This is a genomic window from Nitrosospira sp. TNL200 (genome assembly GCF_055386305.1).
The window spans coordinates 2,225,988-2,250,520 of the sequence record NZ_AP041003.1 but is presented as its reverse complement, the minus strand read 5'-3'; the positions used below and the strand labels follow the sequence as shown (position 1 = coordinate 2,250,520).

18 protein-coding genes are annotated in these 24,533 nt (G+C 56.7%); 16 read left to right on the top strand and 2 right to left on the bottom strand.

The features are described from left to right. Positions 1 to 75: 75 nt before the first annotated feature. Together mutL and cysB are read right to left on the bottom strand one after the other, a co-directional pair. Positions 76 to 1,947 (bottom strand): DNA mismatch repair endonuclease MutL, encoded by a 1,872-nt coding sequence (gene mutL, locus ACZ5CE_RS10100; protein WP_464574777.1) that lies wholly within the window; start codon positions 1,945 to 1,947, stop codon positions 76 to 78. Between the two features lie 225 nt (positions 1,948 to 2,172). After that, positions 2,173 to 3,099: an HTH-type transcriptional regulator CysB gene (cysB, locus tag ACZ5CE_RS10095; RefSeq protein ID WP_464574776.1), complete on the bottom strand. Its 927-nt coding sequence runs from the start codon at positions 3,097 to 3,099 to the stop codon at positions 2,173 to 2,175. A gap of 185 nt (positions 3,100 to 3,284) precedes the next feature. Here cysB and ACZ5CE_RS10090 point away from each other — a divergent pair, with 185 nt between their 5' ends. From ACZ5CE_RS10090 to ACZ5CE_RS10015, 16 genes are all read left to right on the top strand, one after another. After that, on the top strand, positions 3,285 to 5,378 hold the full coding sequence (locus ACZ5CE_RS10090; protein WP_464574775.1) for a nitrite/sulfite reductase: 2,094 nt from the start codon (positions 3,285 to 3,287) through the stop codon (positions 5,376 to 5,378). 36 nt (positions 5,379 to 5,414) lie between these two features. Further along, positions 5,415 to 6,248: a phosphoadenylyl-sulfate reductase gene (locus tag ACZ5CE_RS10085; RefSeq protein ID WP_464574774.1), complete on the top strand. Its 834-nt coding sequence runs from the start codon at positions 5,415 to 5,417 to the stop codon at positions 6,246 to 6,248. A gap of 83 nt (positions 6,249 to 6,331) precedes the next feature. Next, positions 6,332 to 7,279 (top strand): sulfate adenylyltransferase subunit CysD, encoded by a 948-nt coding sequence (cysD, locus tag ACZ5CE_RS10080; RefSeq protein WP_464577485.1) that lies wholly within the window; start codon positions 6,332 to 6,334, stop codon positions 7,277 to 7,279. 88 nt (positions 7,280 to 7,367) lie between these two features. Then, positions 7,368 to 8,651, top strand: a complete 1,284-nt coding sequence (gene cysN / locus ACZ5CE_RS10075) for a sulfate adenylyltransferase subunit CysN (RefSeq protein WP_464574773.1) — start codon at positions 7,368 to 7,370, stop codon at positions 8,649 to 8,651. Between the two features lie 386 nt (positions 8,652 to 9,037). After that, positions 9,038 to 12,601: an FAD-dependent oxidoreductase gene (locus ACZ5CE_RS10070; RefSeq protein ID WP_464574772.1), complete on the top strand. Its 3,564-nt coding sequence runs from the start codon at positions 9,038 to 9,040 to the stop codon at positions 12,599 to 12,601. 377 nt (positions 12,602 to 12,978) lie between these two features. Beyond that, complete coding sequence (locus ACZ5CE_RS10065) at positions 12,979 to 14,106, top strand: Re/Si-specific NAD(P)(+) transhydrogenase subunit alpha (protein WP_464574771.1); 1,128 nt, start codon at positions 12,979 to 12,981, stop codon at positions 14,104 to 14,106. Positions 14,107 to 14,149: 43 nt separating this feature from the next. After that, a complete protein-coding gene (locus ACZ5CE_RS10060; protein WP_464574770.1) occupies positions 14,150 to 14,455 on the top strand; it encodes an NAD(P) transhydrogenase subunit alpha part 2 in 306 nt (101 codons plus the stop codon). A gap of 3 nt (positions 14,456 to 14,458) precedes the next feature. Continuing rightward, entirely contained in the window at positions 14,459 to 15,838 is a 1,380-nt protein-coding gene (locus ACZ5CE_RS10055; RefSeq protein WP_464574769.1) for an NAD(P)(+) transhydrogenase (Re/Si-specific) subunit beta, read from the top strand. A gap of 112 nt (positions 15,839 to 15,950) precedes the next feature. After that, positions 15,951 to 16,721, top strand: a complete 771-nt coding sequence (locus tag ACZ5CE_RS10050; RefSeq protein WP_464574768.1) for a dienelactone hydrolase family protein — start codon at positions 15,951 to 15,953, stop codon at positions 16,719 to 16,721. 295 nt (positions 16,722 to 17,016) lie between these two features. Further along, a complete protein-coding gene (ald, locus tag ACZ5CE_RS10045) occupies positions 17,017 to 18,126 on the top strand; it encodes an alanine dehydrogenase (protein ID WP_464574767.1) in 1,110 nt (369 codons plus the stop codon). Positions 18,127 to 18,153: 27 nt separating this feature from the next. Continuing rightward, positions 18,154 to 19,071, top strand: a complete 918-nt coding sequence (locus tag ACZ5CE_RS10040; RefSeq protein ID WP_464574766.1) for a matrixin family metalloprotease — start codon at positions 18,154 to 18,156, stop codon at positions 19,069 to 19,071. Between the two features lie 220 nt (positions 19,072 to 19,291). Then, the gene (locus tag ACZ5CE_RS10035) at positions 19,292 to 21,001 is read left to right on the top strand and encodes a cation:proton antiporter domain-containing protein (RefSeq protein WP_464574765.1); all 1,710 of its coding nucleotides are present in this window, start codon (positions 19,292 to 19,294) and stop codon (positions 20,999 to 21,001) included. Positions 21,002 to 21,059: 58 nt separating this feature from the next. Beyond that, a complete protein-coding gene (gene arsC / locus ACZ5CE_RS10030) occupies positions 21,060 to 21,413 on the top strand; it encodes an arsenate reductase (glutaredoxin) (protein ID WP_464574764.1) in 354 nt (117 codons plus the stop codon). A 408-nt stretch (positions 21,414 to 21,821) separates the two neighbouring features. Further along, positions 21,822 to 22,229 carry a hypothetical protein gene (locus ACZ5CE_RS10025; protein WP_464574763.1) on the top strand — a complete coding sequence of 136 codons (408 nt, stop codon included), beginning with the start codon at positions 21,822 to 21,824 and terminating at the stop codon, positions 22,227 to 22,229. Positions 22,230 to 22,494: 265 nt separating this feature from the next. Next, entirely contained in the window at positions 22,495 to 24,006 is a 1,512-nt protein-coding gene (locus ACZ5CE_RS10020; protein ID WP_464574762.1) for a sensor histidine kinase, read from the top strand. Continuing rightward, positions 23,997 to 24,533: a dihydrolipoamide acyltransferase gene (locus tag ACZ5CE_RS10015; protein ID WP_464574761.1), complete on the top strand. Its 537-nt coding sequence runs from the start codon at positions 23,997 to 23,999 to the stop codon at positions 24,531 to 24,533. Before ACZ5CE_RS10020 ends, ACZ5CE_RS10015 begins: the two co-directional genes overlap by 10 nt.

Sequence of the window (24,533 nt, the reverse complement as noted above, 5' to 3'; positions counted from 1 at the left end):
AGCCACCGCCGCGCCAGCGGAGTTTTATTCAGCGCTTCCTTAAGAAGGGCCGCATTAATAATTCCTTTTGTCCGTCTACCTGCCGCGCATGAACATCCTGTCCAGATCCGAAAGGCTTATTTCGAACCAGGTTGGGCGGCCATGGTTGCATTGGTCGGTACGGTCTATTTTCTCCATTTCACGCAACAGGGCATTCATTTCAGACAGGGTAAGCAGCCGGTTGGCGCGCACCGCGCCGTGGCACGCCATGGAAGACAAAAGCTCGTTGCGCCTGCTGACCAGGGCCTGTTTCGATCCGAATTCCCGAAGTTCGCTCAATATGTCCCGTGCCATCTTCACCACATCGCTGTCCTTGAGCGCATCGGGTACGCCGCGGACCACCAGGGTCGTGGGAGAAGATATCGAAATCTCGAATCCGAGCTCATGCAGCGCCGCGCTATTTTCCTCGGCTGCGGCGACCTCCAGGCTGTCTGCGTGGAAGACTGCCGGAACCAGCAGGGATTGCATCGAGAGCGTGCATGTATCCAGCGCCGACTTGAGTTTTTCGTACAATATGCGTTCATGGGCGGCATGCATGTCCACTACCAGCAGGCCGCGCTCGTTCTGGGATAGGATATAGATACCCAGAAGCTGCCCCAGGGCAAAACCCAGCCTCGGCGCTCCGGCAACCTCGCCATGCCGGGTTTCGGCTTCCGGGCTGGCATCGTCGCGGGGCGTGAACCCATAGGATGCCGGCGTCTGGGCTACCGTAGCGTGCTGGTATGCTTGAGCCGCTTGAGCAGATCCGGCCGACCGGGCGGTATATCCCCCCAGCCTGTCATCCATCGCATCAGGCGCAAAAGCGGTCTGGCCCTTATAAGCGGAATGATTGGCTGTTGCGCTGGCAGATCCTGCGAAGGATTCGTTTTGCTGCCTGCCGCCCAGCACGGCAATTGCCGCAGATGATGGCCGGGAAATGGTGTGCGACGATGCCAGCGCTTTATCGATGGCATGAAAAATGAACTGATGAAGTGCGCGGGGGTCGCGAAAACGCACTTCGGTTTTGGTCGGATGCACGTTTACATCCACCTCTGCGGCATTCATTTCGAGGAATAGTACGAAAGCGGGATGCCTGTCCAGATGGAGAACGTCGCGATAGGCCTCGCGCAGGGCATGGGCAATCAGCCTGTCGCGTACGAAGCGGCCATTGACAAAAAAGTACTGGGAATCGCGCGAAGCCCGCCCGTACGCTGGCAGCGCAGCCGCACCCCAAATGCGCAGATCCGCCGCTGATTCATCGACAGGTATGGAAATGTCATTGAACTCGCCGCCCAATATCGCTCCTATCCGAGCCTCTGCGTTCTGCTTGCGCAGGTGGCGGCGCACGGTTCCGTTATGCTGCAGCGTGAAGCCGATGTCAGGACGCGACAAGGCCAGGCGTTTAAACGTTTCGTCGCAATGGGCGAATTCAGTGGCCTCGCTTTTCAGAAACTTGCGCCGTGCAGGGGTATTGAAATAGAGATCCTGTATTTCCACCGTTGTGCCGCAAGCCAGTCCGGCAGGTTCTGCCTGAGGGATATGGCCTCCCTCCGCATCGAGTCTCCAGGCGTGCACTTCGCCGGCTATGCGGCTGCATAACGTCAGACGGGAAACGGCGGCGATGCTTGCCAGAGCTTCACCGCGGAAGCCGAGAGTGGCGACATTCTGCAAATCGTGCAGAGAATCGATCTTGCTTGTGGCGTGGCGGGCGAGCGCGAGTGGCAGGTCCGGACCGGAAATTCCTGCCCCATCGTCCGCCACGCGGATCTGTTTTATCCCCCCCTGAGCAAGTTGCACCATGATCTGGCTGGCGTTGGCGTCGATGCTGTTTTCCAGCACCTCCTTCAGGGCGGAGGCGGGACGCTCCACGACCTCCCCGGCAGAAATCTGGCTGATGAGCAAATCGGGGAGAAGCTTGATAGCGTTCATGAGCAGAATGCCGGACAAAAATAGGTTGCCATTATACCGTCATGGCGTCCATTCCATGGTTGCTTCCACAATTGCACATTGCCGCGGCCGCAACGTGCGGGTGGCGGAGGTTCCTGGCCCGATGACCTGTGTCTGTTCTTATATTATCTGTCCGGCGGGCACGAGGAGTCTCAGGTGTGCGGCCACGAGATCCCGGGTTGAACCTGAATCCGGCAGTTCTGATAGTTACGAACGACCCTCCATCGCCGCCTTCACTACCGCATGGCTCAGATGCGGCGCAAATATCTCTATAAAATCATAGACATATCCACGCAGATAACTGTTGCGGCTGATGCCGATGCGGGTGGTGCTCGGGGTGAACAGATGGCTCGCATCTATCGACCTGAGGTGTTTGTCGCGTTTTGGTTCAAATGCCATCTGCGCCAGAATGCCGATTCCCAGACCCAGTTCCACGTAAGTTTTGATGACGTCGGCATCCAGCGCCGTAAGCACGACGTTCGGAACCAGCCCTTTCGCATCGAACGCCTGGTTGATCTTTGAGCGGCCGGTAAACGCAAAGTCATAAGTAACGATCGGATACTCGGCAATGGCTTCCAGCGTCAATACATCGAGCTTCAGCAATGGATGTCTGGGCCCGACAATCACGCAACGGTTCCATTGGTAGCAAGGCAGCATGACCAGTTCATCAAACAACTCGATTGCTTCTGTCGCGATGGCGATGTCCGCATCCCCCGAAGTAACCAGCTCCGATATCTGCGTGGGGCTGCCCTGCCGCAAAATGAGTTTCACCTTCGGGTAGCGTGCGGTAAAATGCTTGATTGCCGGCGGCAACGCGTACCGTGCCTGGGTATGGGTGGTGGCAATGGTAAGAGAGCCGGTGGCTTCGTTGGCATAATCCTGGCCGATCTTCTTCAGATTCCTCGCATCTCTGAGCATTCTTTCGGCAATTTCAAGAATGGCCCGTCCTGGAGGGGTCAAGTTAACCACGCGTTTGCCGTTACGTACGAAAACATCCACCTCCAGTTCCGTTTCCAGAAGACGGATCTGCTTGCTGATGCCGGGTTGGGAGGTATGCAGCATTTCCGCGGCTTTGGATAGATTCAGGCCCTGATTCGCGACTTCGCATAGATAGCGCAATTGCTGCAGTTTCATGGTTTATGGTTTTACCTAACATTGGGTTATAATAATCTAACATAATATTCTTTCCCGATATATATGTCTCCTGCTATCATCTTCCTTTTTCCTGGATTACAGCTTTGGCGTCGATGGAAGGCACAGGGAGATGCGAGCAAGACCCGGGCTGGAATGGCCATAATTTGTGTTAGTGGAGAAGACAGATGAGTCATTTGACTGACCTCGCCAACGATGGGGAAATAAACTCGTTTGATCAGGCGCTGCAGGATTACCAGGCCCTGAAGATGGATGTCGATCGTTTTACGGCTGCCCGTCTGCAAATGGGAATCTACGGCCAGCGGCAGGAAGGTGTGAACATGGTCCGCATCAAGCTGCCGGGAGGCCGGGTGAGCGGACCGCAATTGAACGTGATCGCGGATATGCTTGAAAAATATGCGCACCATGATGTCGTGCATATCACCACCCGCCAGGATATCCAGATGCACTACGTGCCTCTCGAGGATACGCCGGCGGTGCTGCGGCACCTCGCAACCGCCGGCCTGACGACGCGCGAAGCTTGCGGCAATACCATCCGCAACGTGACCGCATGTCCCCTGTCGGGCGTGTGCCCGCGCCAGCATGTCGATGTCACGAAGCATCTGGATGGCGCGGTCCAGCATTTCTTGCGCAACCCCCTGACCCAGCAGATGCCGCGCAAGTTCAAGATCAGCTTCTCGGCATGCGAGTCCGATTGCGCACAGGGAATGATGCATGATATGGGAATCGTTGCCGTGCATGATGAGGGGCGTTTCGGATTCAAGGTGATGGCGGGGGGCGGCCTCGGGCACAAGCCGCACGAAGCCATCATCATCGAGGAGTTCATCGAGGAAAAGGATTTGCTGCTCGTCATGGAAGCGGTGATTTCATTGCACAACCGCTATTCCGACCGGGTCAAGCGGGCCAAGGCGCGGATCAAGTTTCTGGTGGACAAGTTCGGTCCCGAGGGGTTTATCCAGAAGTATCGCGAGGAATTGGCCCGCGTCAAGGTGGCGTTGGCGGCGCAGGATTATCCGCAAGGCGAGTGGAGTCGCGGCGCTGACGGCGAAGTCCCGGGTATCGGCGCGCCGCGCCATGTATTCGGGCAAAAGCAGCCTGGCCATTTCGTATTTCCCATCGGCGTGCCGATGGGAAACCTGAACGTGGCGCAACTGCGCGGCCTTGCCCGTATTACGGAAGCCCATGGCCTGCATGAAATTCGCGCGACCCAGGATCAGAACATGTTTCTGCCAGATGTCCCGGCGGAAAAAATCGAGCCGCTGCGCGCCGAACTGACTGCATTGGGTTTGGCTGAGCCCAAAACAGGAGATGACGTAGTGGCCTGCCCTGGTACTTCGACTTGCCGGCTGGGCATCACATCCAGTACGGTTGTCGCGCCCAAGCTGAGCGGGGGGGCGCATGACCTCAAGATCCGCGTTTCTGGATGCCATAACGGCTGCGCCCAGCCGGAGACAGGCGATATAGGGATTTATGGCGAAGGCAGACGCATGCATGGCAAGCTTGTGCCGCATTACCAGATGTATTTCGGGGGCGATGGCATGGCGGGTGGTGCGTTGGCCATAAAAGGACCTTCGGTGCCTTCCGCGCGCATCGAGGCGGCGGTCAAACGGGTCACCTCGGCTTTCGAATCGGAACGCGTTTCCGATGAGGCTTTCTTCGCGTGGACCCGGCGGGCGGGTAAGGAGTATTTTGCCAATCTGCTGGCGGATCTGATGGAGGTCAGGCCGGAAGAGCTGCCATTGGTCTTGCGCGATCATGGGAGGGATGGCGATTTCAAGGTGCTGCAACTGGGCGGTGGCGAGTGCGCAGGGGTAAGCCAGGTCAAAATCGGTTCCAACTTCTTTGATGCCGCGCACGAGCGGAACTACCGGGATGCGCTCAAATTTCAAAGAAAATTCGAGGAATCGGTAAAGTGCGCCGAGGAAATCGCACGATTGATCAGCCAGGGCGTGGCGGAATTGCTGGGAGGCAGCAAGCATGAAGATCTGGCGGCGCAAGCGGAAGAACTGGCCCGCATGTTGCCGACCAAACCACAGCTATCGCAGCAACTGGCGAAATTCGCGGAGAATTTCTCGCGATCCGCGGAAGAGTTCGATGATGGCAAGCTGACTGAATGGTTTTCCGACCTGGACGCATGGACCATGGACGCCGCGGAATTTTGTCTTGCCTTCGATCGACAGCTCGACCTCGCGGGTGCCTTGCCATTGAAGGCCGCCATGCGGTCGCCGCTGTATCAGGCGCAGTCATCCGCGGTCGTGTGAGTAAGGACGAATTTTTCCGCTTTATCGAAGCGTCATATGAGCCTTGATCAGAAAATTGCCGAGGTCCTTTCCTTGCTGGACAGGGTGCAGAAGGATTATGCCCCGGCTGTCTTTGCCAGCAGTTTCGGTGCGGAAGACATGGTCCTGACTCATCTGATCGCAGAGCATCATCCGGCTATCAAGATATTCACGCTGGATACGGGGCGCCTTCCCGAAGAAACATACAAGCTGATGCAGGAGGTATCGGACCGTTACGGCATCCGTGTGCGGGCTTATTTTCCGGAGTCCGACGCGGTGGAGGCCTATATTGCGCGGCACGGGCCGAATGGGTTTTATGACAGCGTGGATTTGCGCAAAACGTGCTGCCATATCCGCAAGGTGGAGCCGTTGAAACGGGCTCTGCGCGGCAAGCGCGCGTGGATAACGGGTTTGCGCAGCGACCAGGCGCCTACCAGGAAGGATCTGGCCAAATCGGAGTTCGATGCCGGCAATGGCCTGCAGAAGTTCAATCCCCTGCTGGACTGGAGCTTGTCGGATGTATGGGCCTTCATCAGGCAATTCGATGTGCCTTATAACGACCTGCATGACAAGGGCTACTCCAGCATCGGTTGCGCGCCCTGCACGCGCGCGATCACGCCGGGCGAAGATGTGAGGGCTGGCCGCTGGTGGTGGGAAGATCCGGAGATCAAGGAGTGCGGCCTGCACCCCGCCAAAGGTATCAAAGGCACCAAAGGCCACTATCGCTCCACCATTCCCATTGGGAATGATCCAGTCATTGCGGGACAGAACGGGCACAGGGAAGGACATCCCCAAGGCCTCGAATCCAGGGAGCCAGAGTCGCGCTCCGAAAAAAATGCCGAGGTTGAGTGATCGAAATCATGTTGAATAGCATAGCAACAAACATACCAGCGTTTAATACGGATGCCGCGCATTCCGTAACCAGGGATGAAGGGATGGCCGACGGGCACCGTGCCGATTGCATCGGCGGCTCCAAGGTCGCAGTACGGCAATTCGGTCATCTGGATGCGCTGGAAAGCGAAGCGATCCACATCATGCGGGAGGTGGCTGCCGAGTGCGCAAATCCGGCGTTGCTGTTCTCGGGCGGGAAGGATTCCATTGTCTTGCTGAGGCTGGCGGAAAAGGCATTTCGTCCTGGCCGTTTTCCGTTTCCATTGCTGCACATCGATACCGGCCACAATTTTCCCGAAGTAATCGAGTTTCGCGACCGCCGCGCCCGGCAACTGGGCGAGAGGCTGATCGTGCGCACCATGGAGGAATCCATCCTCAAGGGACGGGTGGTGCTGCGTTCCGAATACCAGAGCCGCAATGCATTTCAATCGGTGACATTGCTGGATGCCATTTCCGAGTTTCATTTCGATGCCTGCCTTGGTGGGGCGCGGCGCGATGAGGAAAAAGCTCGCGCGAAGGAGCGCATATTTTCTTTCCGGGATGAATTTGGCCAGTGGGACCCGAAGAACCAGCGTCCCGAATTGTGGGATCTCTACAATACACGCGTGCATCCCGGAGAAAACATCCGTGTGTTTCCCATCAGTAACTGGACTGAGCTGGACGTCTGGGAATACATTGCCCGCGAAGGACTGGAGGTGCCGGAGATATATTTCGCTCATATGCGCCAGGTGGTCAGGCGCGGCAATGGACTGCTGCCGGTATCCCACCTCGTGCAGCTCAAGGAAGGAGAGCAACCGGAAAATCTGATGGTGCGCTTTCGAACGGTGGGTGATATGAGCTGTACCTGCCCGGTCGAATCCTCCGCCGCCAGCGTGGGCGAAATCCTCGCTGAAACCGCTACCACCCGGATTACCGAACGCGGCGCCACGCGCATGGATGACCAGACATCGGATGCATCCATGGAATTACGCAAGAAAGAAGGATATTTCTGAGGTGTCACTTCCGGGCCGGCCCGCAAGACTGGCACGGGAATCCTGAGGCAATCAGAAAATTTCACAAATATTTCCAGAAGGCTTGTAAATGTCGGCCATAGACGATATTTCATTCGATCACGCCGGATTGCTGCGATTTATCACTGCAGGGAGCGTGGATGATGGGAAGAGCACGCTCATCGGACGCTTGCTGCACGATTCCAAATCGATTTTCGAAGATCAGTTGAGCGCCATCACGCACACCACACGCCGGCGCGGAATGGAAGGCGTCGATCTGTCGCTGCTTACCGATGGCCTCCAGGCGGAACGGGAGCAAGGCATTACCATCGATGTCGCCTACCGTTACTTTGCGACCCCCAAGCGCAAGTTCATCATTGCCGATACGCCGGGTCATGAGCAATACACCCGCAATATGGTTACCGGCGCTTCCACGGCGAATCTTGCCATTATCCTGATCGATGCCCGCAAGGGTGTCCTCACCCAGTCCCGCCGTCACGCTTATCTTGCCAGCCTGGTAGGTATCCCCCATCTTGTGGTTGCGGTCAACAAAATGGATCTGGTGGATTATTCCCGGGAGATATTCGACAGCATCTGCAAGGATTTTGCCCGTTTTGCCGCGGGGCTCAAGCTGGGCAGCATCGCTTATATCCCCATGTCCGCTCTTCATGGGGACATGGTGGTCGATCGCGGGGATATGCTCGACTGGTACCAGGGATCCACGTTGATGGATTTGCTGGAAAACATACCGATCGACCATGACCTCAACCTCGAGGATTTTCGCTTTCCGGTGCAACTGGTATGCCGGCCGCAAACCGAGGAGCTACACGATTTTCGGGGCTACATGGGACGCATCGAATCCGGATCAGTCAGTGTCGGCGATGAGGTAAAGGTCCTACCCTCCGGATTGATTTCGCGCATCAAGGAAATCGTCACTTACGATGGCAATGTCGATCGTGCGGCCGCACCGCAATCCATCACCATCACTATTGAAGATCATCTGGATATTTCCAGGGGAGACATGTTCGTAAAGTCTGTTGCGGCTCCGAGAGTTACCAGGGAAATGAATGCGATGCTGTGCTGGTTGTCGGAACAGAGCCTCGATCCTCGGCGCAAGTATCTTATCAAGCACACCACGCGCACGGTGAAGGCGATGGTGAGCGGGATAGATTACCGGGTCGATGTGAATACCCTGGACCATGAAGCGGCGAATACGCTGAAAATGAACGATATCGGGCTGGTGGCGCTCAAAATGCAGCAGCCACTCGTTTGCGACCCCTACCAGCAGAACCATGCGACGGGGAGCTTTATCGTTATCGATGAAGTCAGCAATAATACTGTTGCTGCAGGCATGATCCTCGCGGAAACCGGTTGATCTTCCTCTTGATCGAGCGGTAAGGGAAGGGGAAGTCGTAGTGGTTGTGTTGCATGGGCGACAAGGGGACGAAAGGACCCTTGCCGCTTTTCTGTTTTTTAAAGGGAAAAAGCTTGTTTCCAGAAGGGTTATGAAGGGATCCTCCGTCACAGGCTGCCTTCGTGGAGTATCTTGAGATTGGGAGTTTAGGTCCGATTGCGATTCAACCTGAATTCGGTAGTTGTAGCGAACTCACCACGCAGGTAAACGCCGGGTATCGCGAAAGTCTTTGTGGATCATGGTTTCAAACTAAAAAATGGTCAATTGCCGGATTTGGGTTCAATGGCTTATAGCGAGCAAACGTTTTTGTTTCCTTTGATCATCTTTATTTTATCGATAGCGTTGATATGACAAGTTTACAGATGGCATCTCACACCCCGCCCCATGCCGCATCGGCCGCAGTCGCTTCTTCTCTTGATTTGGGATTCGGCATGGTTTTTGCCGATCTGTATCGTCGCGACGGGTTGGCGAGACTCGATCAGGCGTTCCTTAATTTCCTGCATGCGGGAGATCCGGTATTGCGCCTGCGCCTCGATCAGGCTCGCGCCAATCCCGCCAGCCTGGACCGCAAGGTGGAAGCCGCGCTGCTGATCGAGGTTGCGCCGTGGATGGAGGATTTCATCGGAGCGTTGTTTGGCATCGAAAAAGAAATTGGCGAGCTTGCCTCACGCCATCACCAGCTCGCCCCGCTCTATTCCTGCAAAAGACAATTCGTGCAGCGCCGGGCGATGAACAAAGTAACCGAGGCGGAAGCAGCCGCGGTGGATGGGCCCGCTCTGGAAGAGCAACTGGCGGTGGAGTTCGGGACGGATTTTTCTGAACTGGCTTTCGCCACCCATGTTACCGGCTGGCTGGGGGATGAGGCGGCAAACGAAGAACGGCTCAAGGCTGCGTTGCTCTATGCCGCCTGGGCGTTGAAAACACAGACGGGACGGAAGCGGAGCCAGGGGGGCATTCTGTTCAAGGCTCCCGCCAAGCTGGATTACTTCCATCTGTTATCGACGGATGTGGATCATTCTGCAGGCTATGCCGTTCACAAGCTTCATCATATACGCCGCAGGGAAGGGTTCGCGCTCACTGATCCTGGCACCGACCTGGTTGGCGCCCTGGATGAGGCAAATTACTGCATCTGGTGCCATGAGCAGGGCAAGGACTCCTGCTCGAAGGGGCTGAAGGAAAAACCGAAATCCGCGGATGAGGCGCCATCCTTCAAGAAAAGCCAGCTTGGCGTCCTCTTGACGGGGTGTCCCTTGGAGGAGCGGATTTCCGAGTTTCACAAGCTGAAGACACAGGGTGTCGCCGTGGGAAGCCTGGCAATGATCATCGTGGATAATCCCATGTGCGCCGGCACCGGTCACCGGATTTGCAACGATTGCATGAAGTCCTGCATTTATCAGAAACAGGAGCCGGTCGATATTCCGCAGGCGGAGACACGCACGCTCAAGGATGTGCTCGAGCTGCCCTGGGGTTTCGAAATTTATAGCCTGCTTACGCGGTGGAATCCGCTCAACCTGCACCGGCCGGTGCCGAAGGCGCCGACCGGCAGAAAGGTGCTCGTCGTCGGCATGGGACCCGCAGGATACACGCTGGCCCATCATCTGATGAATGACGGCCACGCGGTGGTGGGAATCGATGGTCTCAAGATCGAGCCACTCGAGCCCAGCCTGTCAGGAGTGAACAGCCAGGGCGAACGTGTGCCGTTCGCCGCCATCCGCCACGCCGCCGATCTTGATGAAAATCTGGATGAGCGCATGCCCGGCGGTTTTGGTGGCGTGGCGGAATATGGCATTACGGTACGCTGGAACAAGAACTTCCTCAAGTTGATCCGTCTGCTGCTGGAACGGCGGGAAGAGTTTGCGCTTTTTGGCGGGGTCCGTTTCGGAGGGACCCTGACGGCTGACGACGCGTTTGCCATGGGATTCGATCACGTGGCGCTTGCGGCCGGAGCAGGCCGCCCGACGGTGCTTGATCTTCCCAACGGGCTGGCGCGGGGCGTTCGCGCTGCGTCGGATTTCCTGATGGCGCTTCAATTGACTGGCGCAGCGCAGATCAATTCGGTAGCGAACATGCAATTGCGCCTGCCAGTAGTCGTCATTGGAGGAGGCCTGACGGCTATCGATACCGCTACCGAGGCGCTGGCTTATTACCCGGTGCAGGTGGATAAATTTCTCCGTCGTTATGAAATTCTCACTGCAGTGCAGGGCGAAGCGGCCATACGCAGCGCCTGGGATGAGGAGGAGCGGGAAATTGCCGAGGAATTCCTTGCCCATGCACGTTCTATCCGGGCGGAACGCAAACAGGCTGAAGAAGAAGGGCGGGCGCCGCGTATTCTGGAATTGCTTCAATCCTGGGGGGGCGCGACCATCGCCTATCGAAAACGGCTCATAGACAGCCCTTCCTACACCCTCAACCATGAGGAAGTCGAGAAGGCGCTGGAGGAAGGCATCTGGTTTGCCGAATGCCTCACGCCCTTGCGGGTTGAAACGGATAGATGGGATCATGCGAAATCCGTACAGTTTTCGGTGCAGTCGCTGGATGAAACGGGATCATGGCAGCAATCCGGACAAGTCGTCCTGCCAGCCCGAGCTGTTCTGGTTGCGGCAGGGACCCAGCCCAATACGGTTCTCGCCAGGGAAGACGACAAGCATTTCAAGCTGAACGGCCGTTATTTCTCCGCCTGCGATGAACACGGCAATCTGGTCAGCCCGGTGCGGGCAAACCCCAAACCAGAGGCGCCGATGGTGTTGCTGAGCCGGTGTGAAGATGGGCGTTTCATCAGCTTCTTTGGCGACTTGCATCCCTCTTATTCGGGTAACGTGGTCAAAGCGATGTCGAGCGCCAAACAGGGCTACCCGGTAGTAAGCAGTGTGCTTGCACGCCGCGCTCCCGCCTCTAACAATCCTGTGTGGCTATTTTTTGCTGAGATCAACGGACGCCTGCGCGCGACAGTGCATAAGGTCGAGCGGCTTACTCCCAACATCATAGAAGTGGTGGTGCATGCACCGATGGCGGTGGAACGCTTCCATCCCGGCCAGTTTTACCGCTTCCAGAATTTTGCCTCGCTTGCAACCACTGCCGGTGGAACGAAGCTGGCGATGGAAGGCATTGCCCTGACGGGAGCTTCAGTTGATGTTCCACGCGGGTTGGTATCGCTCATCGCCCTGGAAATGGGAGGGTCGGCCGATTTGTGCGCCAAGCTCAACCCGGGTGATCCCGTGGTGCTGATGGGCCCTACGGGTACGCCGACTGAGATTCTGCCGAATGAAACTGTCGTGCTGGTGGGTGGAGGGCTGGGTAATGCGGTGTTGTTTTCCATTGGCGCGGCAGCGCGAGCGGCCGGTTCAAGGATTCTGTACTTTGCCGGCTACAAGAAGCTGATCGATCGCTACAAGGTTGCGGAGATCGAAGCTGCGGCGGATGTCGTGGTGTGGTGCTGTGACGAGTCCCCGGGATTCCAGCCATCCCGCCCAGGCGATTTCAGCTACGTCGGCAATATTGTCGAGGCGATGGCGGCGTATGGCAGCGGTGCGCTAGGTTCGCAGAAGATACGGTTGGCCGATGCCGATCGTATCATTGCCATCGGCTCGGACCGCATGATGGCGGCAGTGGGTGCTGCCCGCCACAACAAGCTCCAGCCATATCTCAAAACGGATCACTTTGCCATCGGCTCGATCAATTCGCCGATGCAATGCATGATGAAGGAAATTTGCGCGCAGTGCCTGCAGCCGCACAAGGACCCCGAAACGGGAGAGGTTACCTATGTGTTTTCATGCTTCAACCAGGATCAGCCGCTCGATCAGGTCGATTTCGGAGGACTGGCATCACGTTTACGCCAGAATAGCGTGCAGGAAAAGCTGACCACGCGCTGGATCAGCCACTGCTTGAAGGAGTCCAGCCCGATACAGGCATAGGCCAATGCACCGGGATCGAAGCAATCATGCAATTCCCGGTGCACCAGGCGCAGGTTCATTTATAATCCGGGCTGCCCTGAACAAGGCTCATGCTGTGCTGGCTTCCAGGAGTGTTGTGGGTCGGGTTGCGGCATATGGCAAAGCAGCGGACGGATGCCCATTCCCTTTCCGTGCACCAGACGCGAAGGTGTGCATGGTCGTTCCCCGGCCGGGATGCTCCGGCAGTGTTGTTTGTTACGGTTATTTTTTTGTTTTTGGCCAGTTTTGTCTGCGACGCCTCCGAGGGAGAACTGATCAGAGGTTATCAGAGGTGGGTGAGGCGATTTGAAGTCTGCCAAAAAAGAGCGGTATTGAAGAGATAAGGAAGGGAGATATCGATGCAGATAGGCATACCCGCTGAGATTCGGGGGGGAGAAACCCGTGTTGCGGCCACACCGGAGACGGTAAAGAAATATGCAGCCAAGGGGTTGCATACCGTGCTGGTACAGTCCGGGGCAGGGAAGGGTGCGAGCATACCCGATGAGGCATACCGTGAAGCCGGCGCAAGTATTGTAGCCGATGCCTCAGCACTTTACGCTCAGTCCCGTATCGTGCTCAAGGTGCGCAGCCCGGAACCCGGCGAATTGGCAATGATGCAAAAAGATGCCATATTGCTGGGCCTTCTTTCGCCCCATCAGGCGGAAGGAATCGAGACGCTGGCCAGGCACGGCATTACCGCCTTTGCGATGGAAAAGCTGCCGCGTATTTCGCGGGCGCAAAGCATGGATGTGCTGTCTTCACAGGCGAATATTGCCGGCTATAAGGCTGTGCTGCTGGCCGCCAATATCTACCAGAAATTCTTTCCCATGCTCATGACTGCCGCGGGTACGGTAAAAGCAGCCAGGGTTCTGATCCTCGGAGCCGGGGTCGCGGGCTTGCAGGCTATCGCTACCGCGAAACGGCTGGGGGCCGTCATTGAAGCTTTCGATGTAAGGCCGGCCGCAAAAGAGCAGGTTGAAAGCCTCGGCGCGAAATTCGTCGAGGTACCGCTTAGCGAGGAAGAAAAGGCGCAGGCAGAAACGGCGGGTGGATATGCCCGTGAAATGTCCGACGACTACAAGCGGCGCCAGGGCGAACTGGTCCATCAGCGCGCTGCGGCAGCCGACATCATCATCACCACCGCGCTGATTCCAGGGCGCCCTGCGCCGGTGCTGATAAAGGCAGAGACGGTCGAGGCGATGAAACCGGGATCGGTGATCGTCGATATGGCGGTGGAGACGGGAGGCAACTGTCCTTTGTCGGAGCTGGACAAAATCGTGATAAAACATGGAGTACATCTGATCGGCATTGCGAATCTGCCGGGGCTGGTGGCGGCCGATGCCAGCGCCTTGTATGCGCGCAATCTCATGAATTTTCTCAATCTGATGCTGGATGCGAAGAGCGGGGAGTTCAATCTCAACCGTGAGGATGAGATTATCGCCGGTACACTGGTTTGCACCGCCGGAGAAGTCGTCAGGAAGGCCTGATTCAGGTTCAGGGTTTAATAATCGAAGTCTGGAAGGAGCGATCATGATTGGAGAAGTCGACCCGACAATCATCAATCTCACCGTGTTTGTGCTCGCGGTGTTTGTAGGCTATCACGTCGTATGGAACGTGACGCCGGCCCTGCACACGCCGCTCATGTCTGTAACCAATGCCATTTCAGGGATTATCCTGGTTGGGGCAATGCTGGCCGCCGGTCCCGCTGAAACGGATTGGGGGGTATGGCTGGGAGCGGTGGCAGTGACGCTGGCCGCAATCAACGTATTCGGCGGATTTCTCGTCACGCAGCGGATGCTTGAAATGTTCAGGAAAAAAGAGAAAAAAGGAAGCTAGTACATGTCAGCAAATTCAGTCGCATTCGCGTATCTGATCGCGTCGGTTTTTTTTATTCTCGCGCTAAAGGGCCTGAGCTCGCCGCTCACCGCCCGCCGCGGCAACCTGTTCGGCATGGTGGGCATGGCCATTGCGGTCGCTACCACTTTGACCGTTACCAGAAATTGGGCGCTGATACTTGTCTGCATCGCAATCGGCGGCACAATCGGCGCCATGGTCGCGCGGCGGGTCCAAATGACCGCGATGCCCGAACTCGTTGCCTTCATGCATTCACTGGTTGGTCTTGCAGCCGTATTCATCGCCATCGCGGCAGTCAACAACCCGGCCTCGTTCGGCTTGCCGGCCGTGTTGCCGATGGGAAGCAAGCTGGAGCTCTTTCTCGGCACTTTCATCGGGGCGATGACCTGGTCGGGTTCGGTCATTGCGTTCCTCAAGCTGTCCGGCCGCATGAGCGGCGCCCCCGTGACGTTTGGCGGGCAGCACATGGTCAACCTGATACTGGCGGTTGTCATGGTGGGTTTCGGCCTCTGGTTCTTTTTCAGTGAAACCACCAACTGGACCGCTTTCGTCGCAATGACGGCAATTGCGTTCGTGCTGGGCTTTCTGATCATCATTCCCATCGGCGGCGCGGATATGCCGGTAGTCATTTCCATGCTCAACTCGTACTCAGGCTGGGCAGCAGCGGGAATCGGTTTTTCGCTCGGCAACCCGATGCTTATCATCGCGGGGTCGCTGGTAGGCAGTTCCGGGGCCATTCTCTCCTATATCATGTGCAAGGCGATGAACCGGCCATTTCTCTCGGTCATACTTGGAGGTTTCGGCAGCGAGGGGGGGGCGGCCGCTGTAAGCGATGGGACACAGAAAACCTATCGCAGCGGCAGTGCCGATGATGCGGCATTTCTGATGGGCAATGCCGACAGCGTAATCATCGTTCCGGGTTATGGCCTGGCGGTGGCGCGTGCGCAGCATTCCGTCAAGGAGCTCGCGGAAAAATTGCACTCCAAGGGCGTCAACGTGCGCTTTGCCATACATCCTGTGGCCGGCCGCATGCCGGGACATATGAACGTGCTGCTCGCGGAAGCGGAAATACCGTACGAACAGGTGCTTGAAATGGATGAGATCAACAGCGACTTTTCGAATACTGACGTGGTGCTGGTACTCGGCGCCAATGACGTGGTAAACCCGGCGGCGAATGTGCCGGGCAGCCCGATATACGGAATGCCCATTCTGGAGGCGCATAAAGCCCGCACGGTCATGGTCGTCAAGCGCAGCATGGCCGCCGGTTATGCCGGCCTCGACAACGACCTCTTTTACATGGATAAGACCATGATGGTGTTTGGCGATGCCAAGAAGGTCGTGGAAGATATGGTAAAGGCGTTATAAGCGCCGGCTCGGACTGGCGGCACGGCAATGGCGGGCAGGATAGAGAGGTAGAGACCAAGGCAGTGCATCGGCTGAGCTAACGGAAGTCATTGTCACTGGGTGCAGGGACGACATGAGCGCCATCCGGACTTTTCGTGAGGAAATATTCTCAGCTGATGGCCGTTCGCTTACGCTTTTCAGAAAAGGAACAGGTCCGGCCGTTATTCTCCTGCATGAATTGCCGGGGCTGACTGCAGAAACAGTCGAGTTTGCGGAATTGATCGTGGAGGGTGGGTTTCACGTGGTGATGCCGCTTCTGTTCGGTGCGCCGCTGCAGAACCCCATGATCGGGCTCCTGAAATCCCCGGTAATGTGTATCCGGCGGGAGTTCAACAACCTGGCGGCGGATAAATCGAGCCCGATCACGGCATCTTTGCGGGTCTTATGCCGGAAGCTGCATGGGGAGCATGGCGGTCCCGGCGTGGGCGCTATCGGAATGTGCTATACCGGCGGCTTTATTTTTGCCATGATGGTGGAACGATCTCTTGTCGCGCCGGTAACCGCGCAGCCTAGCCTTCCGTTATTCCAGCCCGCAGCCCTGGATGTCGAACCCGAGAAATTGATGGCGGCATCTCACCGCGACGATGCGGCGCCCCTGCTCGGTCTTCGTTTCGAGGATGACGACCGGTGCCCCGCGGCGCGATTCGAATCATTGCAGGCTGCGCTGGGAGCCGGGCCGGGATGTGTCGGGCGCTTTCGTCCTGTCGTGATACCCGGAAGAGGGCATTCGACCCTGACGTTCGATTACCAGGCAGCGCTCGATAGGGGAGTCGACACCCGTGACCTCGTGCTCCAGCATTTGCGGGCGCGCTTGTTTCCCATTGATCACTCTGGGTTACCCTGATTGCCTTGAGCTCTCTTTCCTAAGGTATACTGGTGAAAAAATTTCCACCCGTTCTTTCAATCTGAATCGGGCAGTTGGACAGGGTGGAGTGTGCGGTTTTTGGGTGCAGAGCAAGGTGCTGCGACGCGTAATGGCCATTCCATTGCAAGGAGTTGCAATTGCAAATCCGCCTTGCAGCGAACTCGCCGTATAGATGAACGTCGAGCACCGTGGAAAGTCTTTGTGGGTCATAGCTCCAGACCAGAAATGAGCGCTTTCTTAGGTTCAACAAGTGAAATAGATATGGTCCTGAAAAATGCTGATTGGCCTTCCTAAAGAAACGAAGGATCACGAATACCGAGTAGGCCTGACCCCCAGCCTGGTCAGAACCTTGGTGCGGCGGGGACATCAGGTGCTGGTTCAGGCGGGAGCGGGGGAAGGCAGTTTTCTCTCCGATGAGGAATATCGCCTGGCCGGGGCCCGGATCGTTCCGCATGCGGACGACGCCTGGGCGGCGGAAATGGTGGTCAAAGTGAAGGAGCCCATCGCGTCCGAGTATCGGCACCTCCACCGGAATCTCATTCTTTTTACTTATCTCCATCTTGCTTCGGACAGGCCTCTTGCCAGCGCTCTGCTTGAAAGCGGCACCACGGCGATAGCCTACGAAACCGTCCAGACCGAGGGCGGGAAATTACCGCTGCTCACGCCCATGAGCGAGGTGGCGGGCCGTATGGCTACCCAGATCGGTGCAACCTATCTTCAGAGAACTTACGGTGGCCGCGGCGTATTGATGGGGGGCGTTCCCGGCGTGGCGCCGGCGAATGTCGCCATCCTGGGTGCCGGAATCGTGGGAACAAATGCCGCTCGCGTCGCGGTGGGATCCGGCGCGCAGGTTACCGTGCTCGATGTGAGCCATGATCGCCTGAAATATCTGGACGACATTTACCACGGGCAATTACAAACGCGTATCAGTGATGAGTATAATATAGAAGAGGTCGTCTGCAGCGCCGATCTGGTCATTGGCGCGGTACTGATACCCGGCGGCCGGGCGCCGTGGCTGATTACCGCCGACATGTTGCCAAACATGCGCAAAGGTTCCGTGATCGTGGATGTGGCGGTGGATCAGGGAGGATGCGTGGAAACCACCCACCCCACGACTCATAGCGATCCCATTTATGAAGTGGACGGCGTGGTGCACTATTGTGTCGGCAATATGCCCAGCGCGGTTCCCCGTACCAGCACGTTTGCGCTCAACGCCCAGACCGCGTTCTATATCTTTCTTCTTGCGGATGAAGGCCTGGATGCCGTGCGGAAAAATACGGCGCTACAATACGGCCTCAATACATACGGCGGATCGTTGACCTATCCCGCGGTCGCAAAGGAATTCGATTTGCCCCATGTCAATGCCGTACAGGCGCTTGTTTGAACAGATAATCAAAACCGGGAGAATGAAATGAAATTCACTTGTCATCATCTGTTTCTGGGAGCGCTGGTTGCCGCCGCCTCGCCGGTTTCAGCGAATATAGATATCCATTTTGATTATCGCTACGATAGCACCGGTTTTTTCACGGGAGCCAATAGTTCGCGGCAAAGCATACTGGAGGCCGCAGCTTCGACATTCGAGACGCGTTTCCAGGATAACCTGACTGCGGTCGTCTCGTCGGGCTCGAATAATTTCGATATACGGTTTTTCCAGCCGGATGCCGACAAGAATATTACCTTGCCGAACTTCAGCGTGCCTGCTGACCAGATCGTGGTTTTCGTCGGAGCCCATGATCTGGGGCGTTCGCTGGCGATAGGCGGCCCAGGAGGCTTTTCCAGCACCAGCAGTTCATCCGATTTCCTGGATAACGCAGCCAGCAGGGGGCAACCCGGCGCGCTTTCAGCGGCGCAAACCGATTTCGGCCCCTGGGGCGGCTCGATTTCCTTCAACAGTGCTTCCAGCTGGTATTTCGATCCCAACACTCGCACGGACGAGCCTTTTACAGGCTATGACCTGTATTCCGTAGCGGTGCACGAGCTTGGCCATGTACTGGGTTTTGGCGATGCGAAATCTTTCAATAATCTGGTCGTCAACAATGTTTTTACGGGCTCCGCAGTTCATGATCTGCTCGGCTACGACCCCACGGTAACCAGCGGACACTGGGTGGAAGGGCTGCAATATGGCGGGGTGGAAACGGCCATGGATCCCACGATTGCGCAGGGGGTGCGCAAGCATTTTACGGAGCTTGATTACGCTGCCATGAAAGATATGGGCTGGCAGGTTTCCGCCATTCCCGAGCCCGAGACCTGGGGGATGATGCTGGCCGGACTGGGATTGCTGGGATGGCGTCTTCGGATACGGCAGCATAAGGCACATAAGGCAGCATAGGCAATATAAGGCAGCATAACAGCCGGGAGTTCATGATAAAGCCGGATTCCCGGGACTTGAATCAGTCCTGGATGCGAGTGGATGACCATATCGCCATTCTGGCCAGATCAGGTTCTTTTCCAGTCGCTGCGCCTTCCTGAATCCCCGTCTCGCCCAGCCGCTGTCCCGCTCTTGCTGGTAAACTCGAAGACTGTTTCTTCATGTTTCAAGCGGCGAATACATGCCTCACAGCGTCACCTTAATCACGACCATCGCGGTGAGCCTGGGGCTTGCCCTGCTCATGGGGCTGCTGGCAAACCGCCTGAAGCTGCCGGTATTGGTCGGTTACCTGACCGCCGGCGTCATTATCGGAACACATACGCCGGGCTTCGTGGCCGATATGGAGCTATCGGCGCAACTTGCGGAGATTGGGGTAATCCTGCTGATGTTCGGCGTGGGGCTGCACTTCTCGCTGGAGGATTTGCTTGCCGTGCGGCGGATTGCCTTGCCTGGCGCCATCGTCCAGATAGCGGTGGCCACCGCCCTGGGAACCGCCGTCGCAATGGCCTGGGGATGGGGCTCCGGAGCCAGCATCGTGTTTGGCGTAGCGCTTTCTACTGCGAGCACCGTGGTGTTGTTGCGGGCGCTGGAACAGCGTCAGTTGCTCAAATCGGTCAACGGGTCGATTGCCGTTGGCTGGCTGATTGTCGAGGACCTTGCGATGGTTCTGGTTCTCGTGCTGATGCCACCGCTCGCCGACTGGTTGGGAACCGGCGGCATCGACAGCGCGGTGGCGGATCCCGATGCCTCTGGCCTCATGGCTACCCTGCTGATCACCTTCGGGAAGGTTTCTCTTTTCGTCGCACTCATGCTAATCGTCGGGAAGCGCGTGTTTCCCTGGCTGTTGTGGCATGTCGCGAGCACCAATTCCAACGAGCTTTTCATTTTGAGTGTAATTGCTGTTGCCATAGGCATCGCCTATGGCTCCGCAACCCTTTTTGGCGTTTCATTTGCTCTTGGCGCTTTTTTTGCCGGTATGGTGATGAGAGAATCCGCTTTGAGCCATCGCGCTGCCCAGGACTCTCTACCCTTGAGGGATGCGTTTTCCGTTCTGTTCTTCGTTTCGGTAGGGATGCTATTCGACCCGAATGTGTTGATAGAGCAGCCACTTCGGGTTCTTTCCACCCTCGCCATCATTATTATTGGCAAATCGGTGGCCGCCTTTCTGCTGGTGCTTGCATTCCGCTATCCACTCAATACCGCGTTGACGGTCTCCGCAAGTTTGGCGCAGATCGGGGAATTTTCTTTTATCATCCTTGCGCTTGGCGTTTCTCTCGGTCTGATGCCGGTGGAAGCTCAAAGCCTTATACTTGCCGGAGCATTTATCTCGATTACGCTCAATCCGCTTGTATTCAAGATTATCGAGCCAGCGCAGGCCTGGATACGTTCTCGTTCGAGTCTCGCCCGTGTTCTTGAACGGGTGGATGACCCGCTTGCGGAACTGCCCATGACGGTCGCTTCCAGCTATGTCACCAATCACGTGGTCGTTGTCGGATATGGCCGCGTGGGTGGGCGCATTGGCGAGGCGCTTGCGGAGCAGCGGGTGCCGCTGGTGGTAGCGGAACAAAACCGTGAAACGGTCGAAGGATTGCGCAAACGGGGAATTCATGCGGTGGCAGGGGATGCGGCAGATCCGGCAGTACTGATACAGGCCCATATCGCGCGCGCAGCCATGCTGGTGATAGCGGTGCCGGACACGCTGCGTGCAAGGCGAATGATCGAAACAGCACGTATTCTTAATCCTTCCATCCAGATAATCGTTCGCACTCACAACGACGAGGAAGCGGCATTGCTCCGGAAGGAAAGCGGGGGAGAAGTATTTGTTGGTGAGCACGAGCTTGCGCTCAGCATGCTTCGCCACGTGTTGAACAGCGTGGCGCCGGTGAAGTGATACCGATGGCGGATGACGTCTCCGTCTCCGTGCGGGGAACGACTACAGGAGAAATGGTATGAGTGATAAACTAGTCGTGTATCAGAAACCCACCTGCAGCAAATGCAGGGCGACTTTGGCGCTTCTCAAGGATAGCGGCGCTGAGTTCGACGCCATCAATTATTATGAAACGCCTTTGAGCGCCAACGGCTTGCGCGAATTGATCGGCAAGCTCGGCGTGCCGGTCCGCGATGTGCTTCGCGCCGACGAACCGTTGGCCCAGTCATTGAAGCTCGATGAACGGAACTTGTCCGATGATGAACTGATATCCCTGATGGCGGAGAACCCGGATCTGATCCAGCGTCCGATCGTTGTGCGTGGAAATGAGGCCGTATTGTGCCGGCCTCCCCAGAATGTAATGAAATTGTTGTGAAAACCTAGGGAAGCGCTGAACAAATCCTCGCTGAGCGCGTTGCTGGTAAAATCGGGATGATCATAAGGCGCGCGACGAAGGCCGTAGCTTGGACTACGATGCCAAGGAGCGCAACGCCATGAGCGCCCGATTTTACCGCAACCCTTATGGGACGGGGCTTTGCGGGTGGTCTGCCTTGTCAGGCTTCTAGCGAAGGGGATCAACCATTCGCGTCGTCGCCTTTCGCGCATCCCATCCCGCAAAGCCGCCGTCGCGCCAGCGGAGATTTATTCAGCGCTTCCCTATAGCAGCAACGGGAGTAGCGGAAGAAGGCGTGGACGTATTCCGCCCACCTCGTATCGCCTGCTGCAGCGCGTCTGATTCCTGGCGCAAACGGTATGCAAGGAAAAAGGAAGTACTGAATACCTAATGAAGAAGCCATTTTCATTTATATTATCGCTGGCTATCCTGTTTGCGCCTGCCAGCTTTCTCGTCCTGCCAGCGCTGGCCCAGGCAGGTGTGTGCTCAGGCTGCCTGTGTCCGGGAAATCCCTGCGGCTTATGCCCATTGCCCCCGGTGAAAGACGCTGCTCCGATTGCTGGTGAATCCGATACGTGCCGTAAAATTCGCGAGATCGTTGCGCCGGTATCCAAGAACACCGAGCCCAATGAATATTACGCCAGCAAGGATAAATCGATTCAGGAATGTGTAAGAAACGGGGGCGATGTCATTATCAACTCCGGCCGGAGCAAGGAATTTCCATCCAGGCATTATTGCAAACCTTATGACACCTCCCCCCGGGGTGGTGCGGAGCCAGTTCGTTCCCGGCAGAATTAGGCAGCGCCAGACCAGGTGCTTCCATGCGCAGGCTGAAGCAAACTGATTTTCCGGGGAGCCGGTCAACGGCCGGATGATGTTTATCCGTGAGCTGATTGTTCGGCGCCAACTGATCAGTTCCGCTCTTTGCCCGATGTGCGGGACGTCTACAGGAGCGGGAGCGTCGACGAAATCGTTCCGGTTCCTCGGCGATTGGTATAAGCTTCTGGTTTCAGACCGGGATCTTTTGTATCGGAGATAATCGGAGATACAAGTAGAGAAGAAAATGATTGCTCGCGCTGAAGCCCCAAGGCAGGAGAACGGGGTTGCTGCCGCTTCATTGTCGCGTTTGCAACGCAAGCCTAATTCCTTCCTGAAGCTGATTTTGCTCGGGTTTGCGCTTGTGGGCCTGCCGCTCATCATCGCACTGATCAACAGCGCGCTATCCATTGACCAATTGGCGGACCAGAGCCGCAAGGCTGTATATCAGGCTGCGCGAATCGCCCATAGCAGCCGTGCCCTGGCTGACGAAATTGCGACGATGGAGCGTGCGGTGCGGCAGACGCACATTCTCGGTGATTCTTCGCTGCTCGAAGGTTATTTTCGGGCCCATCAGCAGTTCGAACATACTGCGGCAAGTCTTTTCGAGCTTTCGCTGCACGCCGAGCAAAGGCAGCTATTGGTGCAACTGCAGGCGCAGGAAGCCTCGCTTTTTCTTAAAATCACCGCGGTGAGGCAGTCACCGGAGGAATTGCGGGACCTCATCGGCAGTTTCGTTACGCTTCGGGACTCGGCACGGGCGTTCTCAACCCTGGGATACGCGTTGATCGAGCGGGAGGTGAGTGAAATGCAGGATATGGCTGGATATGCCCGTTTTACCGTGGGGTGGCAGTTGCTTGCGCTCATTCCGTTTGCGGTGCTGCTGGCATTCATTTTTTCGGTGTGGGTGGCGCGGCCCATCCGGCAGATCGATGAGGCAATACGCAACATGGGCCAGGGCGAACTGTTCAAGGCCATTCGTGTGGAGGGGCCTCGAGACCTGGTATATTTTGGCGAGCGGCTGGATTGGATGCGGCGCCGGTTACTCAAGCTCGAAGAGCAGAAGACCCGGTTTTTGCAACATGTCTCGCATGAGCTCAAGACTCCTCTGACAGCAATGCGGGAAGGCGCGGACCTCCTTGCGGAAGGAGTGGCTGGCGAGTTAAGCGAAGAACAGCAGCGGATCGCAAAAATTCTCTATAGCAACAGCGTGCAATTGCAGCGCCGCATCGAGGATTTGTTAAGCTACAGCGCTCTTCAGGCAGAGAAGGCCGCGCTGGTAAAAACGGAAACGAATTTTGCAAAAATCCTGGAGGCGGTTTTGCATGACCAGCAGTTGATTATCAGGAGCAAAGCCTTGAAGACCGAGGTGTCCTGCCCTGACCTGCCAATCGAATGCGACGAACAGAAAACCAAGGTGATTATCGACAATCTGTTATCCAACGCGGTGAAATTTTCTCCCCCCGGCGGCCGTATCGACATTTGGGTGAGCAAGGGTGAGGACACCGTTGCGCTTGATATCCTGGATAGTGGCGAGGGGGTCGACGAAGCGGATCGGGACAGGGTATTCGATCCCTTCTACCAGGGGCGCCGCGTCCTCGATAGCCATGTGCGGGGCACCGGATTGGGATTATCCATTGCGCGCGAATATGCGCTGGCTCATGGCGGCAATGTAGAGCTGGTATCGGGTCCCGATGCAGGAGCGCACTTTCGTCTGACGCTTCCCATTCGCGATGCGGAGCGGGGGGCATGGGCATGATGTTCAGAAAGCCGGGTTTCATTTCAGCCGTGATAGTATGGATGCTGGGAGGCTGCGCAATCGTGCCGCATACCCCCTCCATCGAACCATCATCACAGCGGGAGATCGTTCTTACCGGCCAGATGGACGATATGATGGAATTTTACGAGTCTTTGCGTAAATTATCAGCGGCCGAACTTTCGCGGGTGTACGACAAGGTAAAACAGAATTTCGTACAGAACAAGAGCGATTCCAACCGCATCCGGCTGGTGCTGGTTCTCATCATGCCTCATACCTCCTTTCGCGACGTGAATTCCGCCCTCTATCTGCTCAATGAGTGGCCTCGAGGGGAAGCAAAGACTTTCAACCACCTCTTGAGCTTCAGAAATCTGCTGGCGGCCCAACTGGGGGAGCAGCAACGCCTGGGCAACAGCGTCGACGAATTGTCCCAAAAATTGAAGGATGAGCAAAAGCGCGTGGAAACGATGCAAAACCAGATCGACGCCATCAAGAGCATGGAAAAAAACCTTCTCAGAGAGCAGCCTTAA